The 19,650-nt window shown below is 47.1% G+C and carries 16 protein-coding genes; 3 read left to right on the top strand and 13 right to left on the bottom strand.

The annotated features are described in order from the left end of the window. Nucleotides 1-108: 108 nt before the first annotated feature. The 3 genes from JMA39_RS05300 to JMA39_RS05290 all read right to left on the bottom strand — a co-directional run bounded on the left by JMA39_RS05300 (nucleotide 109) and on the right by JMA39_RS05290 (nucleotide 5,091). Entirely contained in the window at nucleotides 109-1,353 is a 1,245-nt protein-coding gene (locus JMA39_RS05300) for a cation:proton antiporter (protein WP_202720773.1), read from the bottom strand. Between the two features lie 103 nt (nucleotides 1,354-1,456). Then, complete coding sequence (locus tag JMA39_RS05295) at nucleotides 1,457-4,048, bottom strand: cation-translocating P-type ATPase (protein ID WP_202720772.1); 2,592 nt, start codon at nucleotides 4,046-4,048, stop codon at nucleotides 1,457-1,459. A 143-nt stretch (nucleotides 4,049-4,191) separates the two neighbouring features. Beyond that, the gene (locus tag JMA39_RS05290) at nucleotides 4,192-5,091 is read right to left on the bottom strand and encodes a LysR family transcriptional regulator (protein ID WP_202720771.1); all 900 of its coding nucleotides are present in this window, start codon (nucleotides 5,089-5,091) and stop codon (nucleotides 4,192-4,194) included. Between the two features lie 116 nt (nucleotides 5,092-5,207). On the opposite strand from JMA39_RS05290, the gene JMA39_RS05285 reads away from it, so the two are divergent. Further along, the gene (locus JMA39_RS05285; protein ID WP_202720770.1) at nucleotides 5,208-5,357 is read left to right on the top strand and encodes a hypothetical protein; all 150 of its coding nucleotides are present in this window, start codon (nucleotides 5,208-5,210) and stop codon (nucleotides 5,355-5,357) included. A gap of 248 nt (nucleotides 5,358-5,605) precedes the next feature. Here the strand turns inward: JMA39_RS05285 and JMA39_RS05280 are convergent, their stop codons facing one another. Continuing rightward, entirely contained in the window at nucleotides 5,606-5,866 is a 261-nt protein-coding gene (locus tag JMA39_RS05280) for a DUF5062 family protein (protein ID WP_202720769.1), read from the bottom strand. A 128-nt stretch (nucleotides 5,867-5,994) separates the two neighbouring features. Beyond that, a complete protein-coding gene (locus JMA39_RS05275) occupies nucleotides 5,995-7,029 on the bottom strand; it encodes an AraC family transcriptional regulator (RefSeq protein WP_202720768.1) in 1,035 nt (344 codons plus the stop codon). Between the two features lie 166 nt (nucleotides 7,030-7,195). Between JMA39_RS05275 and JMA39_RS05270 the strand changes: the two genes are divergently transcribed. Together JMA39_RS05270 and JMA39_RS05265 are read left to right on the top strand one after the other, a co-directional pair. Then, on the top strand, nucleotides 7,196-8,551 hold the full coding sequence (locus JMA39_RS05270; RefSeq protein ID WP_202720767.1) for a hypothetical protein: 1,356 nt from the start codon (nucleotides 7,196-7,198) through the stop codon (nucleotides 8,549-8,551). Nucleotides 8,552-8,707: 156 nt separating this feature from the next. After that, a complete protein-coding gene (locus JMA39_RS05265; protein ID WP_202720766.1) occupies nucleotides 8,708-9,592 on the top strand; it encodes a universal stress protein in 885 nt (294 codons plus the stop codon). A 197-nt stretch (nucleotides 9,593-9,789) separates the two neighbouring features. On the opposite strand, the gene JMA39_RS05260 is transcribed toward JMA39_RS05265, so the two are convergent. The 8 genes from JMA39_RS05260 to JMA39_RS05225 all read right to left on the bottom strand — a co-directional run bounded on the left by JMA39_RS05260 (nucleotide 9,790) and on the right by JMA39_RS05225 (nucleotide 19,342). After that, complete coding sequence (locus tag JMA39_RS05260) at nucleotides 9,790-10,215, bottom strand: nitrate reductase cytochrome c-type subunit (RefSeq protein ID WP_202720765.1); 426 nt, start codon at nucleotides 10,213-10,215, stop codon at nucleotides 9,790-9,792. Continuing rightward, a complete protein-coding gene (gene napH, locus JMA39_RS05255; protein ID WP_202720764.1) occupies nucleotides 10,212-11,105 on the bottom strand; it encodes a quinol dehydrogenase ferredoxin subunit NapH in 894 nt (297 codons plus the stop codon). The genes JMA39_RS05260 and napH overlap by 4 nt, the downstream gene beginning before the upstream one ends. Next, a complete protein-coding gene (gene napG, locus JMA39_RS05250; protein ID WP_202720763.1) occupies nucleotides 11,102-11,836 on the bottom strand; it encodes a ferredoxin-type protein NapG in 735 nt (244 codons plus the stop codon). The genes napH and napG overlap by 4 nt, the downstream gene beginning before the upstream one ends. 60 nt (nucleotides 11,837-11,896) lie before the next feature. Continuing rightward, nucleotides 11,897-14,377: a nitrate reductase catalytic subunit NapA gene (napA, locus tag JMA39_RS05245; RefSeq protein WP_202720762.1), complete on the bottom strand. Its 2,481-nt coding sequence runs from the start codon at nucleotides 14,375-14,377 to the stop codon at nucleotides 11,897-11,899. Beyond that, entirely contained in the window at nucleotides 14,367-14,642 is a 276-nt protein-coding gene (locus JMA39_RS05240; RefSeq protein WP_202720761.1) for a chaperone NapD, read from the bottom strand. The genes napA and JMA39_RS05240 overlap by 11 nt, the downstream gene beginning before the upstream one ends. Before the next feature lie 359 nt (nucleotides 14,643-15,001). Continuing rightward, nucleotides 15,002-16,147, bottom strand: a complete 1,146-nt coding sequence (locus tag JMA39_RS05235) for a lipocalin-like domain-containing protein (RefSeq protein WP_202720760.1) — start codon at nucleotides 16,145-16,147, stop codon at nucleotides 15,002-15,004. Beyond that, on the bottom strand, nucleotides 16,144-18,693 hold the full coding sequence (locus tag JMA39_RS05230) for an FtsX-like permease family protein (RefSeq protein WP_237732657.1): 2,550 nt from the start codon (nucleotides 18,691-18,693) through the stop codon (nucleotides 16,144-16,146). The genes JMA39_RS05235 and JMA39_RS05230 overlap by 4 nt, the downstream gene beginning before the upstream one ends. Continuing rightward, the gene (locus JMA39_RS05225; protein ID WP_202720759.1) at nucleotides 18,674-19,342 is read right to left on the bottom strand and encodes an ABC transporter ATP-binding protein; all 669 of its coding nucleotides are present in this window, start codon (nucleotides 19,340-19,342) and stop codon (nucleotides 18,674-18,676) included. Before JMA39_RS05225 ends, JMA39_RS05230 begins: the two co-directional genes overlap by 20 nt. Nucleotides 19,343-19,650 lie beyond the last annotated feature (308 nt).

Here is a 19,650-nt window from a genome sequence, read left to right as displayed (position 1 = left end):
GCGAGAGTTTACAGGCCTAAAATACCCACCTTGTGTGGGTATTTTTTTGTACATGGAGGTACTTATCCCTGAACGCAGGGGTTGCGTAGGAAGGGGGTTGTCTGGAATTCACTGTTTATCCACCCCGTGATAGCGAATTAAAAAGGCCAATAACAGTGGCGTTATAATGCTGGTGGCTATTGCCATGATCACAATCGCGGAAAAGAGTCCTGAAATAATAGGTGGTGTGGGATCGGGATGATTAAACAGTCCGGCTTGTAAGGCGACACCGGCCAATACGATCTCCACTGCTCCTCGCCCACTCATAGCGACTCCGATCCGCAAGGATTCTTGACTGCTGTGGCCCGTAGCGCGTGCGCACAGTCCGGCGCCAATTAGCTTGCTGAGCAGAGCGACAGTGATGAGTAGCGCGACAAACCCGGGTATTGAGACGAGCGCGGTTAAGTTTAGATGGAAGCCTATGGACACGAAAAAGATCGGTGCAAGAAAGCCGGAGCTGATACCGGAGGTCTGCCGCTCTACTCGGTCATATATTTTTTGTTCCACCACGGCGGGGTGGAAAAACATGCCTGCGACGAAGGCGCCGATAATGAAATGTAGTCCCAATAACTCAGCCAGCACCGCGTATGCCAAAGAAGCGATCAACAGCATACTAAAATCGATATCGGGAATCTTGACGAACTTAAGGTAGCGGCCAACTAGAGGAAACAGGTAGTAGCCGACAGGGATGGTAATGGCGAAAAATAGTAGCACCTTGGCTAATAGCGGGCCCCATAAGTCTAAGCTAAGGGAGAGGGTGCCGCCATTGGAGATGGTCGCTAACAACAGGGCGAGAATGAATAAACTTAACAGGTCATCCCAAAGCGCCGCGGCGACTATGGTTTTGCCCTCTTCGGTATCTAAGCGGTTAAACTCCATCAACATTCGAATCGTTACTGGCACGGCAGTGACCGCAAGAGCGGTGCCTAAGAACCAACTCTGGACTGTCTTGAAGGGGGACTCTGGGAATAACAACAGTCCTATCGCTGTGCCCGCTATAATGGGCACTAACATCCCGCCGACCGCCACCGCGGGGGCAGAGCTTGATGTCTTCTTAAAATCCAGCGGGCTCATGCGAACCCCTGCCAATAGCATCAGGAAAAACATCCCAAGATCCGCCAACGCCTCAAACGCTTCACCTTGAGTGACTTCCCATAGTAGGGGGAATGAACCTTGAAAACGGTGGAGAAACAGCCCTAATGCAATACCTGACACCAGCTCACCCACGATTGGCGGTAAATTTAACCGTTTGGCTAGCACCGCAAATATTCGGGTAACTGTTAGCAATACAAGAACTAAATATAGAAAGCGCATCAGTATTTCCAACCCTCTGGTTGACTAATATGAGAATAGTTGTGAGCTCGTCTTAAGTCTAATATTTGACCTGAACAAGGCGACTCCGCCACACAAGCCGTGACTATTCTCGCGGATGTTCAGCTATCGCGACTACAGACTTGGGATGATGCTTAGTGTGCCAATACTTTTTATGTGCTTCGTCGACAATGAAGAGCACTGACGCTGTGGCGAGCAGGACAAGCCACTGATTCAGGCTAATAGGGCTGAGTTGCAGTGCATCACTAAGCCCGGGGGTATACATGGCACCAATATGGATCCCTTGGGCCACAAAAATACCGATAAGCAATATTGGGTTACTAAACAGAGGCATCCTTAATAAAGATCTGTGTTCAGAGCGACTATTGAGTGCGTGAACATTTTCAAATAAAACCATCAACATTAATGTTAGATTTCGTGCTTCAACTTCATCAATGCCCATATGTAGTGAACTTGCAAATAGGGCAAATGCCACCAGGCCCATGGTGAGGGCACTGCTGCAGACTCGCTCAAGCATTAATCGATCGAAAATAGGTTCCTTGGGTGAGCGCGGCGCTTGAGACAACTCCTTGCCTTCAGCTGGCTCGAAGGCAAGCGCAACATCTTGTACGCCATTAGTAACGATATTGAGCCAGAGGATCTGTAGCGGGAAGAGCGGAATTGGCAGTGCAAACAATACGCTAAGGATAAACAGAAAGATCTCTGCGGCTCCAGTGCTGATAAGCAGGTAGATCACCTTACGGATATTGTTATAGACGATGCGCCCCTCGATGATCCCCTTTACTATCGAGCTAAATTTATCATCGGTGAGTACCAAGGATGCACTTTCTCTGGCGACATCGGTCCCCCTAAGCCCCATGGCTATGCCAACGTGGGCGTGCTTTAGCGCTGGGGCATCATTGACGCCGTCACCAGTCATGGCGACGAACTCGCCTTGTCTGATAAGCGACTCAGTGATCTCCATCTTCTGTTTGGGCTTTACTCTCGCAAACACTCTATGATTGGCAACTAGGCGATCAAAAGTATTGATATCCCCAAGCCTTGCTTGTTCCAGTTGCTGACCCGTTATTGCGCTATCGGTTTCATCGGCAATTTTGAGTTGTTGTGATAAGGCGAGTGCGGTCGCGGGATGGTCGCCCGTGATCATCGCCACCTTGATTTTGGCTTGGCGGCAGGCTGCCACCGCATCGATAGCATCGGGTCTTAAGGGATCGCTCATGGCGACCAAGCCAAGAAACGTTAGTCCGCTGAAGTGATCATCGAGTGGTGTGCCTAAGCCATGAGCCAAGGCGAGGACGCGATAACCACGTTTAGCCATGGCGTGGGTTTGGCTAAGAATGGTTTGCCGCATCTCTTTGCTCACAGAGCACATGGGGAGGATCTTCTCTACCGCCCCTTTTACCGATAGCTGGGGCCCCATTTCAGTTGTATCGACACTGGCACCGAAGCCCTTTTCCGACTCATAGGGGAACAGAGTCAGTCGTTTACACTTAGGCTCTGAAAGAGTTTTAAGCTTGTACCCTAAGGTGAGAAATGCCAGATCGACCCCATCACCATCGGCATGAACCTTATCCTCCTCAAAAGCCAAGTGCGCCTCATTGGCAAGGACTCCAGTGGTGACTAACTGTTTTAGTGCAGTTTCATGTTGTAAATCGACCGGGTTATCGTGTCCGTGACGATATACCATGCCCGTAGGGCTCAGTCCTTCTCCCGTCACATCATATAGCCGATCGTTTGCTAGCCAGATTTGACCTATGGTCATCTCGTTGACCGTCAAGGTGCCGGTCTTATCCGAGGCGATAAAGGTACAAGATCCAAGCGCCTCAACGGCAACCAGTTTACGCACGATGACGTTAGCCTTTGCCATGCGTTTCATACCGATGGCAAGCGCTACGGTAATCGCTGCGGGGAGACCTTCAGGAATGGCCGATACGGCTAATGCGACGCCGAGTAGAAATACTTCTGAGAGTGCGGCACCACGTAGAAGAGTGAGGCCAAATATGAAGGCAATGATGATGAGAATCGCGATTGCGATCCGCAAGGTAAACTGATCGATTCTCTGCATCAGTGGCGGTTTGGTAGGCTCACCTTGATGGACAAGTTTGGCTATCTGACCAATTTGAGTCTTACTCCCTGTTGCCATGACTTCGCCTTCGGCTCGGCCATGGGTGACTAAGGTTCCTGCAAATGCTTGTTGCTTATTGCTGACTGAAATTGACTCTCCGGTTAGGGCTGACTCATCGACCTGAAATTGGGCGGATTGTTTAAGTGCTATGTCGGCACCGATACGATCGCCGCTATTAAGCATGACCCAATCTCCGGGAACTAACTCCTCACTGGGAAGGTGTATCGGGTGGCCATCGCGCAAGACCCGGCTCAGTTGTGGCACCATATGAGCCAATGAATCGGCGGCCTGCTGCGCTGAGTACTCTTGAATGGTACCAATAAGGGCATTGATCAGTAATACCGCTGAGATAAAGAAGGCATTGATAAGCTGTCCCAGCAGTAAACAGACAATAACGGCCACCAGTAGTACATAGATAAATGCGCTACGAAACTGGAGCATAAATAACATTAAGAAGTTATTTCTTGAGGGTTTTGGCAAACAGTTCTTACCGTACTGTTGCAACCGCTCCTGTGCCTGAACGGTCGTCAATCCTTGCGTCGCCCTAGCCACATCATCCCCCCGCTAGTCAGATCCATTTATTCCTTGTTCTATAGTCAATAATTATAGGTAAAGAATTAAAATCTGGTACTAAATTGACCCTAAACAAGGCTTGGTGGTAACGAGGACTAAAGGGGCTAAGGAGTCAAAATTATCTACATAGAAGGGCTATCAGGGCTTAGCTCGCGGCTTAAGTTGATGAAGCCTTCTGCTGCGGGCGTTAGTGGTAAGTTTTTACGCCAAATCAGCGCCAGATCCCATGTTAAGTTCGGCGACAATGGGCGATAGACTAGCTTGTCTGAGTTCACCTTGTCGCAGATAGGTTTTGGCAAGATGGCGACTCCCATCTGGGCCTCTACCATAGCGGCAATAAAATCCCATTGGCCGCTTTGGGCCGCAATATTGAGTTCTACATTGGCCTTGTGGCTCAATCTATGGATAAGTTTTGTAAGAGAGAAATCATCGTTATAGAGAATAAAGGGGTGAGGCTCAATAGCGGCCCATGTAATAGCCTCTGACTTTTCAAGTTTATGGCCGTTGGGTATGCATGCTAATAGAGGGTAACCCTTAAGGTTATGGCTATAAAACTCCTGCGAGTGCGTAGTAGGAAGCGCGGTAAAGGTGAGATCTAAGGTGTCATTGAGTAGTGCTTGCTCTGCACCGAAGCCGCCTAATTCGACGATGCTGACCTCAATTTTTGGGAAGCGTTTTCGGTATTCAGAGAGTAGGTCAATAATCATCTCACCCATCATGGGGCAGACACCCAATCGTAACTGTCCTGTTTGCAGGCCATTCAAGCTATTTAACTCTTCTTGTAATCGATGCCACTGCCCAACTATTTGTTGAGCGCTATTGGCAAGCATTCGTCCGGCTTCAGTTGCAATGACTTTCTGGTTATTACGGATCAGCAGTGGTTGCTCCAAGTTATCTTCTAAACGCTGGATCATCTTACTCAAGGTTGGCTGAGTAAGATGTAACTTTTCAGCTGCTCTGGTGTAGTTACCGACCTCAAGCAGAGTGACAAAACAGTATAAACTTTTAATCTGAACGTTCATGCTTAAATGGAATCTATTGGATGGATATTATTCATTTTACTAATAATAGGATAAGGATTACCTTGACCACAACCACATAATTTCGACTATTTTTATAGCAACTAACAGGAAAGAAGATGAAGTCATATCAAGGTTTATTTGCTCAAGCACTGTATTTGGCCGCTAAACCATTGGATAAAGCCGAAAAGCAAAAGCTAGAGAATGCCTCTCGCCAGCAGCAATCTTTAGCCCAAGGGCAGACAAAGCCAAGTAAGCTGGCTTCATAATATTGTTGCTTAGTGTTTTAGCTTGATAAAGGTTTGCGTTAAACCTTGCATCTTTAGTTGCACTTGCTCGCGTCGAAATCCCTTAAACTTGGCGTGAGTATTTTGCTTAATATAAAAGATGACTTTGTCATATTCCCTGCATCAGGCCTTACCTAATAGGCTTAAGCCACTACTTTTTTGAGGGAAGACCTCGATGAGTAATACCTGCCACTTAGCGTAGCAGGTGGATTAATAGTAACAAGTAATGATCAGTTAAGCAGTTCATGCTCTGGTGGCAGTTGGCGACTGATCCACAACACCAATTTATGCTTCATATTGGGGCCATCTTCTTTATCTTTTGATAGCGCTTGAATAAGGTTATCTTGCACCAGTAACCGGTAGATACATTCGACCTTATCTTTGGGAGAGATCCCTTGACCAAAGTCGGCAAAGCCTCTCTTCTTGGCGTAGCCTACACCAATTTCCATCGCGAGCTTGAGTAGTTGTGCATCGTGCTTGCCTGGCTTCATAGTAACGCTCTTCTTTCTATTGATGTTGCTCTAACGTTACCTGAAAATTGGACTATAGCAAGTGACATTGCGCTGATAAAAGTAGTTTAATCTATTGAAATCTTGAGTTTGTTATCATTTGGCAAAGATTATTTTGAGCCGTTTCGCTGCCGATATTGTAGCGGTGATACACCATACCAACGTTTAAATGCTCGGGTAAAGTTACTGGGATCTTTAAAGCCTAATCGAAACGAGATCTCTAGCATTGAGAGTTGCGGACACGACAGGTACTTCTGTGCCAAATCTTTTCTGAACAGTTCGACTTGCTCGCTAAAGGATGTGCCTTCCTCCCGCAGCTTACGTTGTAAGTTACGGCTACTCATATGAAATGTTTTGGCGATGGTATCTCGGTCTGGATTACCTAATGTCATAGCAATGGCAATCTCTTCGGAAACTTTCTTGCTAAACGCAGGTTGAGATAAAGTCTGGAAGTAGCTTTGAATTGCTTCATCGTTTTTTAGGGCAAGCTCTTTATTAGCCGATGGGAAAGGCAGCTGTAAATCTTGGTTGGAATAATAGATTTTGTTGCCATTGGCTGCGTAGTTGATTGGACAGTTAAATAGCTGCTCAAAAGGTTTAGGGTTAAAAGGTTGTCGGCGCTCTAGCACTAATCTCGTAGGCTTAATCTGACCATTACTAACCTGTAGTGGCATTAAATAGCTCGTCGCCATAAAGGCATCTATGGCTTCATCTGCATAGTGTTTCCCTGGGAGTTTATTAAAGCATAATGCAGACTCTTGTGGCCCGTGTTCAACATCCATCTCGAGTACGTTACTAATAATGCTGTGATAACGCTTTACCCGACTCCAGGCATCGGCCAAAGATTCGCTGACAAGCAGTGAAAAGCTTAAGGCGTTGAAGCTGGTGGGCTGTACAAAGTTAGCCACTTTTAAGCCGATGGCTTCGTCTGCGGTAATCGTTACCGCACGCCGCCATAGCTGCGTCATTTGCTGTGTGGGTAATCTAGCATTCGGATCCTGCAATATAGATTTGTCTATACCGATCTCATCGAGTATTTTTTGGCTATCGATGCCAGCCGCATCGATTGTGCGGCATACGGCTAAAGCCCAAGAGGCAATCGTCGTAGTCTCATCGGTTAACTTGTTACTGTCCGTTAAAGTCATAAAGCTGTCTCTCGCCGACCATTAATCCGCCACATCTTGGTTTAGGTTACAAATAACGCCCAATAAGCTCAATCTTTATCCTACATAGAAAATGAGTCTTCGTAATCATGTGAATAGGGTTGAGGATATAAGGCATTTTGTCGGGTATATAAGAAAAGGAATAATAATGAATTATTACTCGTTGACCTCTCGAAGCGATTTTGAAAAATCCCTGCTTACGTTGGCATCTTGCTTGTCGATAACAGCTCTTATGGGGTGTAACTCCGATTCAGTGCAAGAGCCTTTGGGTAAGCAAATTGAGCCCAGCGCCTGTTTCTGGGTCGGTCCCTATAACATTGACCACCCTGAACGTAACTTTGCCTACCCCGATACGGGCGCTAATTACTGGCACGCGGGTTATATCCTGCCAGAAGGTGCCAGTTTAACCCTGCATGGCGAATACCCTTATGCGCGCTATATATCACTCAATAGCTACCGAGCAGACACCTCACCAGCAACGGCGATAACTGATAAAGATATTGTTGCAGATGACGGGTCGTTTAATCCCTATATTCAAGGTGCGGAGCGCCAGAAGCTGCTAAGAGAGTTTACTCTTGCAGTTGCTCAAGGGCAGCCAGCAGGCGAACTGCCAAGTAACACCTTGTTTGATTACGCCGAGCAGGGCAACAAGGCGGTACTGATTTATCGAATTTACGTTAACGATGAAGGCCAAGATGAGCAAGGCGGTGTTGAACTGCCAGCAGTAGAGCTGACTCTATCATCTGGTGAGCAACTGTATGGCCAGCAAGCTTGTGATGCTCTGCAAGTTGATAGTGATAACCTCGCTATTCCACTCGTCCCCAAAGAAACCTACGGCAAGATCCGTCTAAACCCTGCATTCGACCCAGCTAAAAATCCAGCGGTTTGGCGGGCTGCTTATAATGGCGCATTCGGTATTCAGTGTAACTTCTTAGGTAATTGTGATGGCGAGCCTGAGCGGAAGGTGAATTACTATGCCAATGCCGATAATCAATATGTGAGTACCTTCTTAAACAGTGACTTTGGCGAAGTGGCTGTCACCCGAGGTAAGTTGCCTAAAGTGCCTAAAACACTGGCAGGCGAGGGGGTGTTTGATGAGTCAGAATCTCAACTGCGCTACTGGTCTATTTGCCAGAATGAGTATTACTCACAACGGGTGACGGCATGTTTATTTGATGAGGAGCTTGTTGTCGATGAGGATGGTTACTACACGGTTGTGACCAGCCCTGATGTAACTAAGCCGAGTAATGCCAATGCCGAGTGTGGCTATAACTACTTACCGTGGACCGAGCAGGGAGATGGTTTCGGTCGAGTTGAGGGTGGGGAGAATAAACTTAATGAAGCATTGCTCATTGTGCGTAATATGCTTCCGAAAGCGGACTTTGCCGAGGCGATTCAAAACACTTCGGTACCTGGAGATGAATATGCCATCATGGGCGAGTATTTGCCCACTACTGAGTATATGAGTCAGGCTGACTTTGAGGCGTTAGGTTGTGAGATTTAATTTAGTCTAATGATTACACTCGTAAAAAAGCCATCGTTTGATGGCTTTTTTGTTATCTATACAGTCTTGATCCGGATCATTAATCCTGTCGGTTTAACTGCACTTAAGGCCAAACTTGTCTAAGCTAGGATTAGGGTATAGTAAGCGGAGACCGTGATGGACAAAGTATTCATTATTTCCCAGAGAGAAGAGGCCCATGTCGATGCAATATCGGCAGGGGTGGAGCTTGCCAGAATGTTAGGTAAGCGCGCCGAAGTATTTGCTTATAGTTTTGAATACTTTGGTAATGCCGAATATTACAACCCCAAGTTTGTTGCTGTTGCGCAAAAGCATGTCATGAAGCAACGCATGGCTAAGATTGAACGAGAGTTAGAGAGTATTGATGCCGCCGATACACCAATCCACAGTGTATGGAGCAAAGATCTTTATGAGCATGCTTGTCATCATTCAGGTCGCCATGGCTTCGATCTTATTGTGAAAGCAGTGCATCATGCCGACCATTACCTACCTGTAGACTGGAACCTAATCCGTCATACCCGAGTACCATTAATGCTGCTAACCGATCATCCGGTAAAGAAGAATAATGCTGTAATGATGGCATTAGATCTTGATAGTACTAAAACTATAAAGCAGCAATTAAATCATGCCGTTATTCGCCAAGCTGTTGCATTGGCTGATGCAGCGGGATGCGAGCTACACCTTGCATTTGTTATCCGATTGCCTCAGGTGATCCATGATATGGAGATCGTCGATACCCACGCCATGGTGAGAGAGGCGAGAGCCAAGCATCAAGCCTTGTTTGATAAACTTAATATCGACCCTAAGTGTATTCATATTACTGTAGGCGAACCCGATCTGTGTATCTATCAATTAGCTTGTAAGCATAGGGTGCGCTACTTAGTGCTGGGTGCTGTGCAGCGTCAAGGAGTCTACGCTTTTGTGGTCGGCAATATGGCAGAATCGATACTCAGCCGTATTCGCAGTAATGTATTAGTAGTGCCTGCACGCGAGGGGGTATTGCAGCCTCTAGGAGATAGTTGATAGGAGATAGTTTACACCTATGCAATGGTTAGAAAGTCTCGGGAAAAGTATCAAGCGCTGTCTGATGAGCTCAATATCGATCCTAAGTACCTGCACGTGAAGGGCTGTTAGAGCCTTTGGAATAATTATCTCTGAGTGAATAAAATAAAAACCACCTCAATAGAGGTGGTTTTTAATGATTTAAAGCTAGCTAAAGCTTACTGAACAGAGAAGTCGTTTTCGACTAACTGCTGCTTGTTTTCCGCTTGTGGCGTATGGCACTGAGTACAGTTGTAGTACTCGTTGTTTAGCTTGCCATTGGCTAACATATGAGAAGGATCAATTGCAGTCGCTTTCATACGCTTAGCTTTAGCAGGGCTATGACAGCTAATACAGCCGTTTTTCTTTAGCGTGATTGGATACTCCGCTTTGTGCGGGATCATCGGTGGCTGGTGTACGAAGGTACGCTCGATAGACTTACCGCGCTTTGGATAAAGCGGTGCAGGATCGGCTGCACGAATATCGGTGATCTCAGACTTACCGAGTGAACTGATGTTTACTGGTTCGGCTTGAGTGTTTGCTTGCTGACCAGAGCAAGCACTAAGCGCCATCACTAGCGCAGCTAAGGTGAGTACTTTTTTCATTGGTTGTTCTCCGCCTTTAGGGCAATTCGATTTTGATACTGGAAAACGCGTTGGGCGCAAACGTCGATACAACGGCCGCATTGAGTACAGTCACTGTCGGTTATCATAGGTTGCTTGCCTTTGAGTGCAGGTTTTAATACCTGTCTTTCAGGGCAAACCACAAAACAATCCATACAGTTGTCGCAATCTTTTGCGTTTACGGCTGATACTTTTACTGGACTCACTTTGCCGATAAGGCCAAAGAGTGCACCCGTTGGGCACAGGTGTCCGCACCATGCTCTCTCACTGATAAACAAGTCAAGTAAGAAGATAGCGGCCAAGATCCATAAACCACTGCCAGCGCCAAACAGTACGGCACGGTACAATATAGGAACGGGGTTAAGCCATTCCCAGACTGTCATGCCTGTTAGCACAGGGAGTATGAGCACAAGTGCTAGTAGGTAGTAACGTAAGTTCCTTGGCATCTCGGCAGTGCGAGGCAAGTTCATTTTACGTCGTAACCAGCTAGCAAGATCTGTCACCATATTCACGGGACAGACCCAACTGCAAAATACTCGGCCGCCAAGTACTGCATATAGCAGCACAATAATAACGGCGCCGAGAATCAAGCTCAGCTCGGGTAGATGGCCTGTCATCAACACTTGCAAGGTCGCAAGTGGATCTGACAATGGCACAACGCCGAAGAGTTCACTGGCAGAGAGGTTGCCTTTAAGCAGCCAGACGCCAGCCCAGCTTGCGATGAAAGGGCTAATGGCAAACAATGCAAAGACACAGACTTGGCTTAGGCGACGAAGAAATAGGAATTTGTGGGCACGCCACCATCCAAGCTCTTTAATTGCCGCTTTAGCAAAGCCATGTGTTGTCGGTTTTTGCTTTAGTGTCTGGCTCATAACTCAAGCCCCTTGTTTAACATCTCAAGCGTGGTCTCTTCGGTGTTGATATAGGTATCGTGTGAAGCCGTTTTACCTAAAGCAATATGAGTTGGTAACACCTTGATCGCAGGCTCTTCTAATACACACACGTGTTCACATTTCCCGCAGCCAGTGCAGCTGTCGCTGTTAACTGTCGGCAGGAACATCGCGTGGTGACCGCTACGTTCATTGTGCTGCATCTCTAGGGTGATAGCATCGTCGATTAGCGGGCAGACCCGGTAACAAACATCACATCTCAACCCTTTAAAGTTGAGGCAGTTTTTCTCATCGATCAGTACCGCAATACCCATTTTAGAGTCTTCAATATCCGTTAATTCATGATCCAGCGAACCCGATGGGCAGGCTTTTACACAGGGGATATCTTCACACATCTCGCAAGGTATTTTGCGTGCGGTAAAGTAGGGCGTGCCCGTTGGCGCCCCGTCAAACCAGCGAGCCAGTTTAAGGGTGTCGTATGGGCAGGCTTCTACGCATAAACCGCAGCGTACACAGGCCGAGAGAAAATCTGCTTCACTTAACGCACCTGGCGGTCTTATCGCGAGCGGGTCTAACTGACTAGATTGCTTAGCAACCGCAGTTAATCCCATCCCTAGCAAGCCCATTGCACAGCCCGCTTTAGCCGATGTGGCTAAAAACTGACGGCGATTAACGCCTTTGGCTGCGAACTTACTTTGATTGACCGTACTCATTTGCTTTAGTTTTCTCCGCTTTTGCTTAAGCGATTAAAGTTAAGTTTGTTAGTGAAAAGCTTATGCTTTCATCACTTTAACTGGACACTTCTTAAAGTCTGTCTCTTTTGACAGAGGATCTGTCGCATCAAGTATTAACTTGTTGACCAGTTGGCGCGCATCGAAGAATGGCATAAATGCCACGCCTCTTGGCGGTTTGTTCCGGCCTTTAGTTTCGACACGGGTCTTCACTTCACCGCGAGGTGAGGCAACGATCACTTCATCGCCACGCTTAAGACCACGGGCTTTAGCGTCTTCTGGATGCATAAAGATCTGTGCATCTGGATAGGCGCGATATAGCTCAGGAACGCGAGCTGTCATCGAACCTGTATGCCAATGCTCAAGTACACGGCCAGTTGATAACCATAGATCGTATTCTTCGTTTGGCTCTTCTGCTGCTGGCTCAAATGGCAGGGCAAAAATTACTGCCTTACCGTCTGGCTTACCGTAGAAATCAAACTCTTTATCGCCCTTCACATAAGGGTCACCCTTAGAGAAACGACGTAGGGTTTCTTTACCATCAACTACAGGCCAGCGAAGGCCGCGGGTCTCATGGTAAGTATCGAAGTCCGCTAAATCGTGGGCATGGCCGCGACCAAACTGAGCGTACTCTTCGAATAGTCCCTTTTGAACGTAGAAACCAAATGCATCGGCTTCATCGTTGTATTGGCCTTTACACTCAGACGCAGGGAACTTGTCGACAACACCGTTAGCATAAAGCACGTCAAACAATGTCTTATCAGCAAGTTCAGGTTGCTTAGCAATAAGCTCGGCAGGCCATACTTCTGAAACTTTAAAGCGCTTAGAGAACTCCATTAGCTGCCACAAGTCAGACTTAGCGCCTTCTGGTGCTTTAACTTGCTGGTGCCACATGTGAGTACGACGCTCAGCGTTACCATAAGCACCTTCTTTTTCTACCCACATCGCCGTTGGTAGAATCAAGTCAGCAGCCATAGCCGTTACTGTTGGGTATGGATCCGATACCACGATGAAGTTTTCTGGGTTACGGAAACCTGGATACATTTCATCGTTGATGTTTGGACCGGCTTGCATGTTATTGGTACACATAGTCCAGTAACAGTTCAGCTTGCCATCTTTAAGCATGCGGCTCTGCAGTACCGCGTGGAAACCAGGCTTTGGCGGAATCGTGCCTGCAGGAACTTGCCATAGCTTCTCGGTGATCTCACGGTGCTTAGGATTCGCAACAACCATGTCAGCAGGTAGACGGTGTGCGAACGTACCGACTTCACGTGCCGTACCACAAGCTGATGGCTGACCCGTTAGTGAGAACGGGCTGTTGCCTGGAGTCGCAATTTTGCCGGTTAACAAGTGAATGTTGTAAAGCATGTTGTTGGCCCAAACACCACGAGTGTGCTGGTTGATGCCCATGGTCCACAAGCTCATCATCTTCACGTTTGGATCGGCATAGGCTTTAGCCATAAGCTCTAGCTTTTCTGGTTCAACGCCACTCATCTCAGCGGCATATTCTAGCGTGTAAGAGCTAACGAACTTAGCGTACTCGTCGAAGCTGATTGGCTTAGACTTACCGTTGCCAGGGTTCTTCGCTTTAATCTCTAGTGGATGATCTGGACGTAGACCGTAACCGATATCGGTAGTACCCAGTGCAAACTTAGTGTGCTTGTTAACAAAGTCTTTGTTCACTGCATCGTTTTGAATGATGTAGTTAGCAATGTAGTTAAGAATAACTAGGTCAGACTGTGGACGGAATACCATCGCGTTGTCGGCTAAGTCGAAGCTACGGTTTTCAAAGGTCGACAGTACGTGTACGCGACTCGTTGGGCTGCTTAGGCGGCGATCTGATAGACGAGCCCAAAGAATTGGGTGCATCTCTGCCATGTTGGCGCCCCAAAGTACGAACTGGTCGGCAGCCTCTAAGTCATCGTAACAACCCATTGGTTCATCGATACCGAAGGTACGCATAAAGCCTGCAACAGCCGATGCCATGCAGTGACGTGCGTTAGGATCGATGTTGTTAGTTAGGAAGCCTGCCTTGTGTAGTTTAGATGCGGCGTAGCCTTCCCAAACTGTCCACTGGCCTGAACCAAACATACCAACCGCAGTTGGGCCTTTAGTCTTAAGAGTGTCTTTCCACTTGTCAGCCATGATATCGAATGCGCTATCCCAGCTGATTGGGGTAAATTCGCCTTCTTTATCATATTGGCCATCTTTCATACGCAAAAGCGGCGTAGTTAGACGATCCTTACCGTACATGATTTTAGAAAGGAAGTAGCCTTTAATACAGTTAAGGCCTTTGTTCACAGGGCTTTCTGGGTCACCTTTAGTGGCGACAACTTTGCCATTATCTGTGCCCACGAGAACACTACAACCTACGCCACAAAAACGGCAAGGTGCTTTGTCCCACTTGATGTTATCTTTTTGCTCTGCAGCTTCAACTATCTTAACTGGCAGAGTCGCACCTACGGCTGTTGCAGCTGCAACGGCGGCGTTGGCTTTTAGAAACTCGCGACGGCTAATGCTCATGGTGTTCCTCACTCTTTTCTTCTACTGGATCGACTTGATGATAAATTAGACTGCTATTTAATACGCCTTCTAAGGCGTTAATCGCTTCTACGCTATTGAGAATGGCACCCTGTGTGTCACCTTCGATGGTGACGACAAATTTGCCTTCATCGGTAACGGCATGGATTTCTGTGCCTTCAAGAGCTGATATTTTATTCTTAATTTCAGTCACAGCACCCGGTGCGGCATGCACGACTAGGCTGGTAATATGAAATTCTTGGCTCATCTTTCTACCTTTTAATGATTTGGCTAACTCACCTAAATGGGTTATGCCGATGTTCTCTACCAAGGTTTATCTCGAGTCTAGACCTCACAGAAACTGTGGGTATACCTCGCAAGGGGTATTGGTAGTTTTTGTAGAGCAAGATCAACTTTTTCACGGTGATCTGATTCACATATTTATCAATAAACAGTGGGGGTGTTGTTTGAATTTCACCCATTCGAAATGTTAGCTTGCGCTACATTAAAAAGGTTGGATATTCAGGAGTTTAGTTATTGATAATAATTTTTATTTGCACTTGTTTTGCAGGTGTAACAAGTTTGAGAATATAACAATAAATTGGTGAATGCATTATTAAGTTTTGTTTAATAACCAGTGAGTTCCATATAACCTAAACCATTATGACTACCATTAATTTTAATAGGTCCCTCCCAATAGGGGATAGACAGCGGCATGCTTGAATCAACATTGAGAGCCTGAGTCGTGAGTTGGATGTTTTCGGAGGGGATGGCAATCTGCCAGCTTACCGGGTAGCGTCCCGATGGGGTCTGCTGCCAGGCCGTGGGGGTCATAGAGATCTCTTTACTTGCAATATTATATCCGCGACCATCACGGTACATGCGTCTGCCGCTATAGAAATGTTGCTTATTACTCTGGTTCTGTCTTAGCTGAAAAAGCATCAGTGTCGAACCGTCATCGAGTCTTAAGGCGAACCAATCCCAGCCCTGCTGAGTTTTGGCCAGAAACTGCGAACTCCACTCTCTATCAAGCCAACCCTCACCGCTGACTCTAATACTCTTTCCATCGAGCTCGATTGTGCCGTTGACCTTGATAAAAGGCTGACTGTAGTAATAACTGGCCACAGTACCGCTGGCATTTTTCTGGCTATAGCCGTTATCTCCCTGTAGTTGAAAGGGCGCCTGACTATCGAGTTTGAGCTGGTAGCTAAAACTGTTGCTGGTAACGAATAGAGTCGCAGGAAATAGTTGGTTATCATCACTACGCCACTGCCAGCTATCTTGCTTAATGGTGAGTGGGCTTATTTGAGTACCGGCAAAGTGGGGATGGCCTCGGGACCACTTCTCCGTGGCAAGGTGCTGATTCTTAGTGGTGACAGCCGTATGGGACATATAAAGCTGCTCAGTTTTCCAAGCCGACTCTTGAGCATTATCTGGGTCTAATTCCAGTTCTAGTTCCAGCGCTGATTTTTGCTCTGTAGCTGTTGTCGGCGGAGCCAGTGCGATACGAAACTGGGTCCACTGCAGGCCGAGTTGCTCTCCTGTTTCAGTTTCTAGATTGGCTGTGAGATACCACCACTCCTGCCGAAAGTCGTCGTGGGCTTGGTGGTCTGCAGGAAATGACAGTTGTTTTCCGGGGACGACCGCTGCGTACCCCTGAGTATTGCCATCGAGCAGTTGCCCCATTCCTTGCTTTGTGTCCGAACTGGAGTCATCAAAAAAGCAGCCTCCGAGCGAAAGGGTCAAAACGAGCCCCCAGATTAACGGCCTCATAGGACCTCCTTCTGCAAACTGCTGATTAAAGGGCGGCGTGTCTGCCACAGCAGTGGCAAGATCACCGCTACGGCGCTGACAAGCATCGCGACCATCAGTACTCTGAAATAAGCCTGCCAGTCCCAAACCATAGCGATACTCCAGCCAAAGGCTTGCAAGGTAACCTTATTTATCAGTAGATAACCCAGTAAGGCGCCAGTAGGTAGGGCAAGTAGGCAGGTAAAGAGAACTATCAACAGCATCTGTCCCGAAACTAGAGCTCGTAGTTGGCTGCGACTCACTCCTAGTGCATAGAGTCTGGCAAGAGGAGCTTGCCTTGCTTGGGTGAGCATCAAACAGCCGCTAAACAAGCCTATTGCGGCAACCAGTAAGGTTAAGCTATTGAGCACCAAAGTGATGGAGAAGGTGCGTTTGAAGATCTGCATCGCACGTTGTTTGATTTTACTTTGGTTATACAACTGTGCCGCAGACAGTGAGACTTGTGTCTGCAATATCGATTCGAGTTCGCTTATCTCACCAATGTAATCTGCCGCAATGCTGGTAGGTTGTATGGGTAAATTTAGCTGTTCCCATGTTTTTTGGCTGACGATGATCTGTCCGGTAGGATTACCGTAATCATAGAAAATCGCCCCAATAGTCATAGGTGGCAGAGAGACTTTTTCAAATTCGGCAAGAGTGAGGCTATCGCCAACATTGAGTTGGTACTTGATCGCCATCGGCTCACTGATCATCAACACCTCCCCATTGAAGAGCGCTTGCCAGTGGTTGTCTGATTGTGCCTTTATCTGGTTGCTGTTACGTAGGGAGTGATCATCACGGGTCATTAAACTCACGGTCGCGTTTTGATAATGGCTCGTGTGTAGCCACTGACCATAAATAGCACTGACATTGGGCAAGCTTGCCAGTAAGAGTTGAGTCTCGAGCATTTTGTCATTGGGGGGACGGATATACAGATCGGCATAGAGTCTGTCATCGAGCCACTGCTTTAAGGTAATTTCAAAACTACCGACGAGGGTATTCATTGATATGTTGGCTGTCAGAGCCAATAGCATAGCCATCATGGCAAGAGAAAGCGGGGCAATAAGCTCTTTGCTCTCGGCGACACCATATCGCCATAAGCCTGGCGGAGTCACTCTCTCAACGAGTGATAAACCCGTTTGTAACACTAAGGGCAGTAGTAAAGGGATGGCGAGGGTGACTAGGCTTAACAGGGCTAAGCTGTGTTGATAATCTTGTGTCAGGGGAAACAGTACTGCCGCAAAAGCGAGCAGTATTAGCGCGATGATAAAGAGTTTTCGTTGCTGTTTTCGTCCATGGCTCTGCTGTTCGAATCGACTGGCACTACGTGCTAAAGCTTGTTTGGCGAGATGATTAAATAATGGATAACAGGCGAGTAGGGCTGCCAAAAAAGTGAGGCCAATGGCCTGATATAGCCAGCTCCATTGCCAGAGCCCTGGCATAAGTCTCGCGCCGTACAGTTGCTCTAAGGTGAGTGCAATCATAGGCTGTAGCCAATGACTCAGCTGTAACCCGAGAATAAAGCCGAGTAGGGAGCCGATAAGCACTAGAGTAAATAGCTCTAATAGTAGTGCTAGCAGCAGTGCTTGCTGTGGGACTCCCTGCTGCTGAAGCTGTACTAACAGCTTTTGGCGTTTGAGTAGACTGTAACGCACGCCGTTATAAGCGATAAATAGCCCAACAACAAATGCCAGTAGACTCATGGCGCTAAGGTTTAGGTGAAAGCTGCGAGTGAGGCTTGTCAGGCCTTCACCATCATCTTGAGGGGTAAAATTAAAATACTGAGTGCTTTGCTCATTAAAGGCCTGATTAACCGCTTTAGTTAGCGTCTCTGCTTGACCAAATAATGCGATATAGCTGAGCTCTCCCGTGCGGTTTAACAAGCGTTGTCCGAGTGAAATATCCATTAAGATGGCATTACCTAGCCCAAGCTCATCCTCTAAGCTAATAACATCTAACTGAGTGCCATTAAGCGTCATAGTGCCTTGAGGGGCGACTTGTGCACTAAAGCTTTCACTCATCAATATAAAGGGGGCCCCCGATAGTAACTTTGCGAGGGGGATGTTGGCCGACAGTAGCGACAACTTCTCTTGCTCTACGCTGCCCTGACCTTGACTTTGGTGTTGGCTCTGTATCGACAGCGCTGCTACCAGATCGCTAGCTTGAATGTCCCAGCGTTGACCTGTGTCATCGGTGACAGTGTCCGTTAACACCGCTAAGGCCCGATCGATTCCAGCCTGCCTTAGGGTAAAATAAACCGATTCATCGAGGGACTTACTGCCGCTTAGTGGAGTGAGTAGTAACTGTGCTCTTTGGCTTAGTAGCTCGGTTGCTTCGGAGTAACTGCGCACGGCGTTTTCATTGGTGGCTCTCACGCCGATTAATAGGGTGACCGCGAGTATGATGCCAACGAGAATCCCACCTGCTTGCAGAGGTGACTTCAAATAGTGACGTGCAAAAACGCTCAGGCTTAAGCGCATCGTAAGCCACAGCTGCTGTACCGCTAGGCTACTCAAGGATCTTACCATGCTCAAGGTGCCAGCGCCTTTTCATAAAGTCGGCGCAGTCACTGCTGTGGGTAACCATTAGAATGGCCGTGTTAGATTCTTTAGCGAGCAGACTAAGCAGAGTCATCACCTGTTGCCCCGACTTTTCATCTAAGTTGCCAGTGGGTTCATCGGCCAATAATAGCCTCGGCTTATGCGCAAGGGCACGGGCGATAGCCACGCGTTGCTGCTGACCGCCAGAGAGGGTTTCAACGCTTCTATTTTTTACTTCAGCTAGGCCAAGCTGCTCAATCAGGTAGTCACACCAAGGACTCCATTTTTGTTGGTTTAAGCGTAGAGAAAAGGCGATGTTGTCTTTTACATTGAGGGGAGTTAACAGGTTGAATTGCTGAAACACCATGCCTAAATGCTGGCGTCTAAATAGGCTCCACTGTTTATCTTGCCAGTTCGAGGTGCTCTGCGAGTTAATAAATAGCTGACCCTGTTTGATAAACTCGAAGCCAGCAATGATATTGAGGAGAGTACTTTTTCCACAGCCGCTAGGGCCGGTTAATGCAATGGTGTCGGCTGTATCCAGACGAAGGCTAATATCATCTAAAACCTGATGATATTTGTCACCATCGTTAAAGCCTTTCGAGACTCGACTCAGCCTGACAATCTCACTCGCCATTATCACTCCTGTCGCTGCATTATTATCCTTTAATTCAAATAGTAATCTAACATGCTTTACTGATGTTGTAGCTTATTAAATAAACGTTTTTATATTGAATACTGCTGTTTAAGGTGATTTAATAAACATGTTATTTCAACTTCATCATAGAGTTAGCACTTTTAAAAGTGAATGGATCACTTTTAAAAGTGTTTAATCACAGTTTACTGTCTTTAATTGGTAAAGGCTGTGACAGGCTTTTTTATGTTCGATAATAAAGCCAGCTCCTTGCTGTAACGCTATTAAACCTAAGCACTTCAACCAAAGCA

Origin of the sequence: Shewanella schlegeliana, assembly GCF_016765635.1 — a bacterium.
GTDB classification, from domain to species: Bacteria; Pseudomonadota; Gammaproteobacteria; order Enterobacterales; family Shewanellaceae; genus Shewanella; species Shewanella schlegeliana.
The sequence above is the reverse complement of the archived record's forward strand: the minus strand, read 5'-3'. Positions and strand labels throughout refer to the sequence as shown.

What these genes read in the sequence shown, in the direction of transcription:
- JMA39_RS05300 (WP_202720773.1), bottom strand. Translation starts at nt 1,353, where the DNA reads ATGCGCTTTCTATATTTAGTTCTTGTATTGCTAACAGTTACCCGAATA.
- JMA39_RS05290 (WP_202720771.1), bottom strand. Translation starts at nt 5,091, where the DNA reads ATGAACGTTCAGATTAAAAGTTTATACTGTTTTGTCACTCTGCTTGAG.
- JMA39_RS05285 (WP_202720770.1), top strand. Translation starts at nt 5,208, where the DNA reads ATGAAGTCATATCAAGGTTTATTTGCTCAAGCACTGTATTTGGCCGCT.
- JMA39_RS05280 (WP_202720769.1), bottom strand. Translation starts at nt 5,866, where the DNA reads ATGAAGCCAGGCAAGCACGATGCACAACTACTCAAGCTCGCGATGGAA.
- JMA39_RS05275 (WP_202720768.1), bottom strand. Translation starts at nt 7,029, where the DNA reads ATGACTTTAACGGACAGTAACAAGTTAACCGATGAGACTACGACGATT.
- JMA39_RS05270 (WP_202720767.1), top strand. Translation starts at nt 7,196, where the DNA reads ATGAATTATTACTCGTTGACCTCTCGAAGCGATTTTGAAAAATCCCTG.
- JMA39_RS05265 (WP_202720766.1), top strand. Translation starts at nt 8,708, where the DNA reads ATGGACAAAGTATTCATTATTTCCCAGAGAGAAGAGGCCCATGTCGAT.
- JMA39_RS05260 (WP_202720765.1), bottom strand. Translation starts at nt 10,215, where the DNA reads ATGAAAAAAGTACTCACCTTAGCTGCGCTAGTGATGGCGCTTAGTGCT.
- napH (WP_202720764.1), bottom strand. Translation starts at nt 11,105, where the DNA reads ATGAGCCAGACACTAAAGCAAAAACCGACAACACATGGCTTTGCTAAA.
- napG (WP_202720763.1), bottom strand. Translation starts at nt 11,836, where the DNA reads ATGAGTACGGTCAATCAAAGTAAGTTCGCAGCCAAAGGCGTTAATCGC.
- napA (WP_202720762.1), bottom strand. Translation starts at nt 14,377, where the DNA reads ATGAGCATTAGCCGTCGCGAGTTTCTAAAAGCCAACGCCGCCGTTGCA.
- JMA39_RS05240 (WP_202720761.1), bottom strand. Translation starts at nt 14,642, where the DNA reads ATGAGCCAAGAATTTCATATTACCAGCCTAGTCGTGCATGCCGCACCG.
- JMA39_RS05235 (WP_202720760.1), bottom strand. Translation starts at nt 16,147, where the DNA reads ATGAGGCCGTTAATCTGGGGGCTCGTTTTGACCCTTTCGCTCGGAGGC.
- JMA39_RS05230 (WP_237732657.1), bottom strand. Translation starts at nt 18,693, where the DNA reads ATGGTAAGATCCTTGAGTAGCCTAGCGGTACAGCAGCTGTGGCTTACG.
- JMA39_RS05225 (WP_202720759.1), bottom strand. Translation starts at nt 19,342, where the DNA reads ATGGCGAGTGAGATTGTCAGGCTGAGTCGAGTCTCGAAAGGCTTTAAC.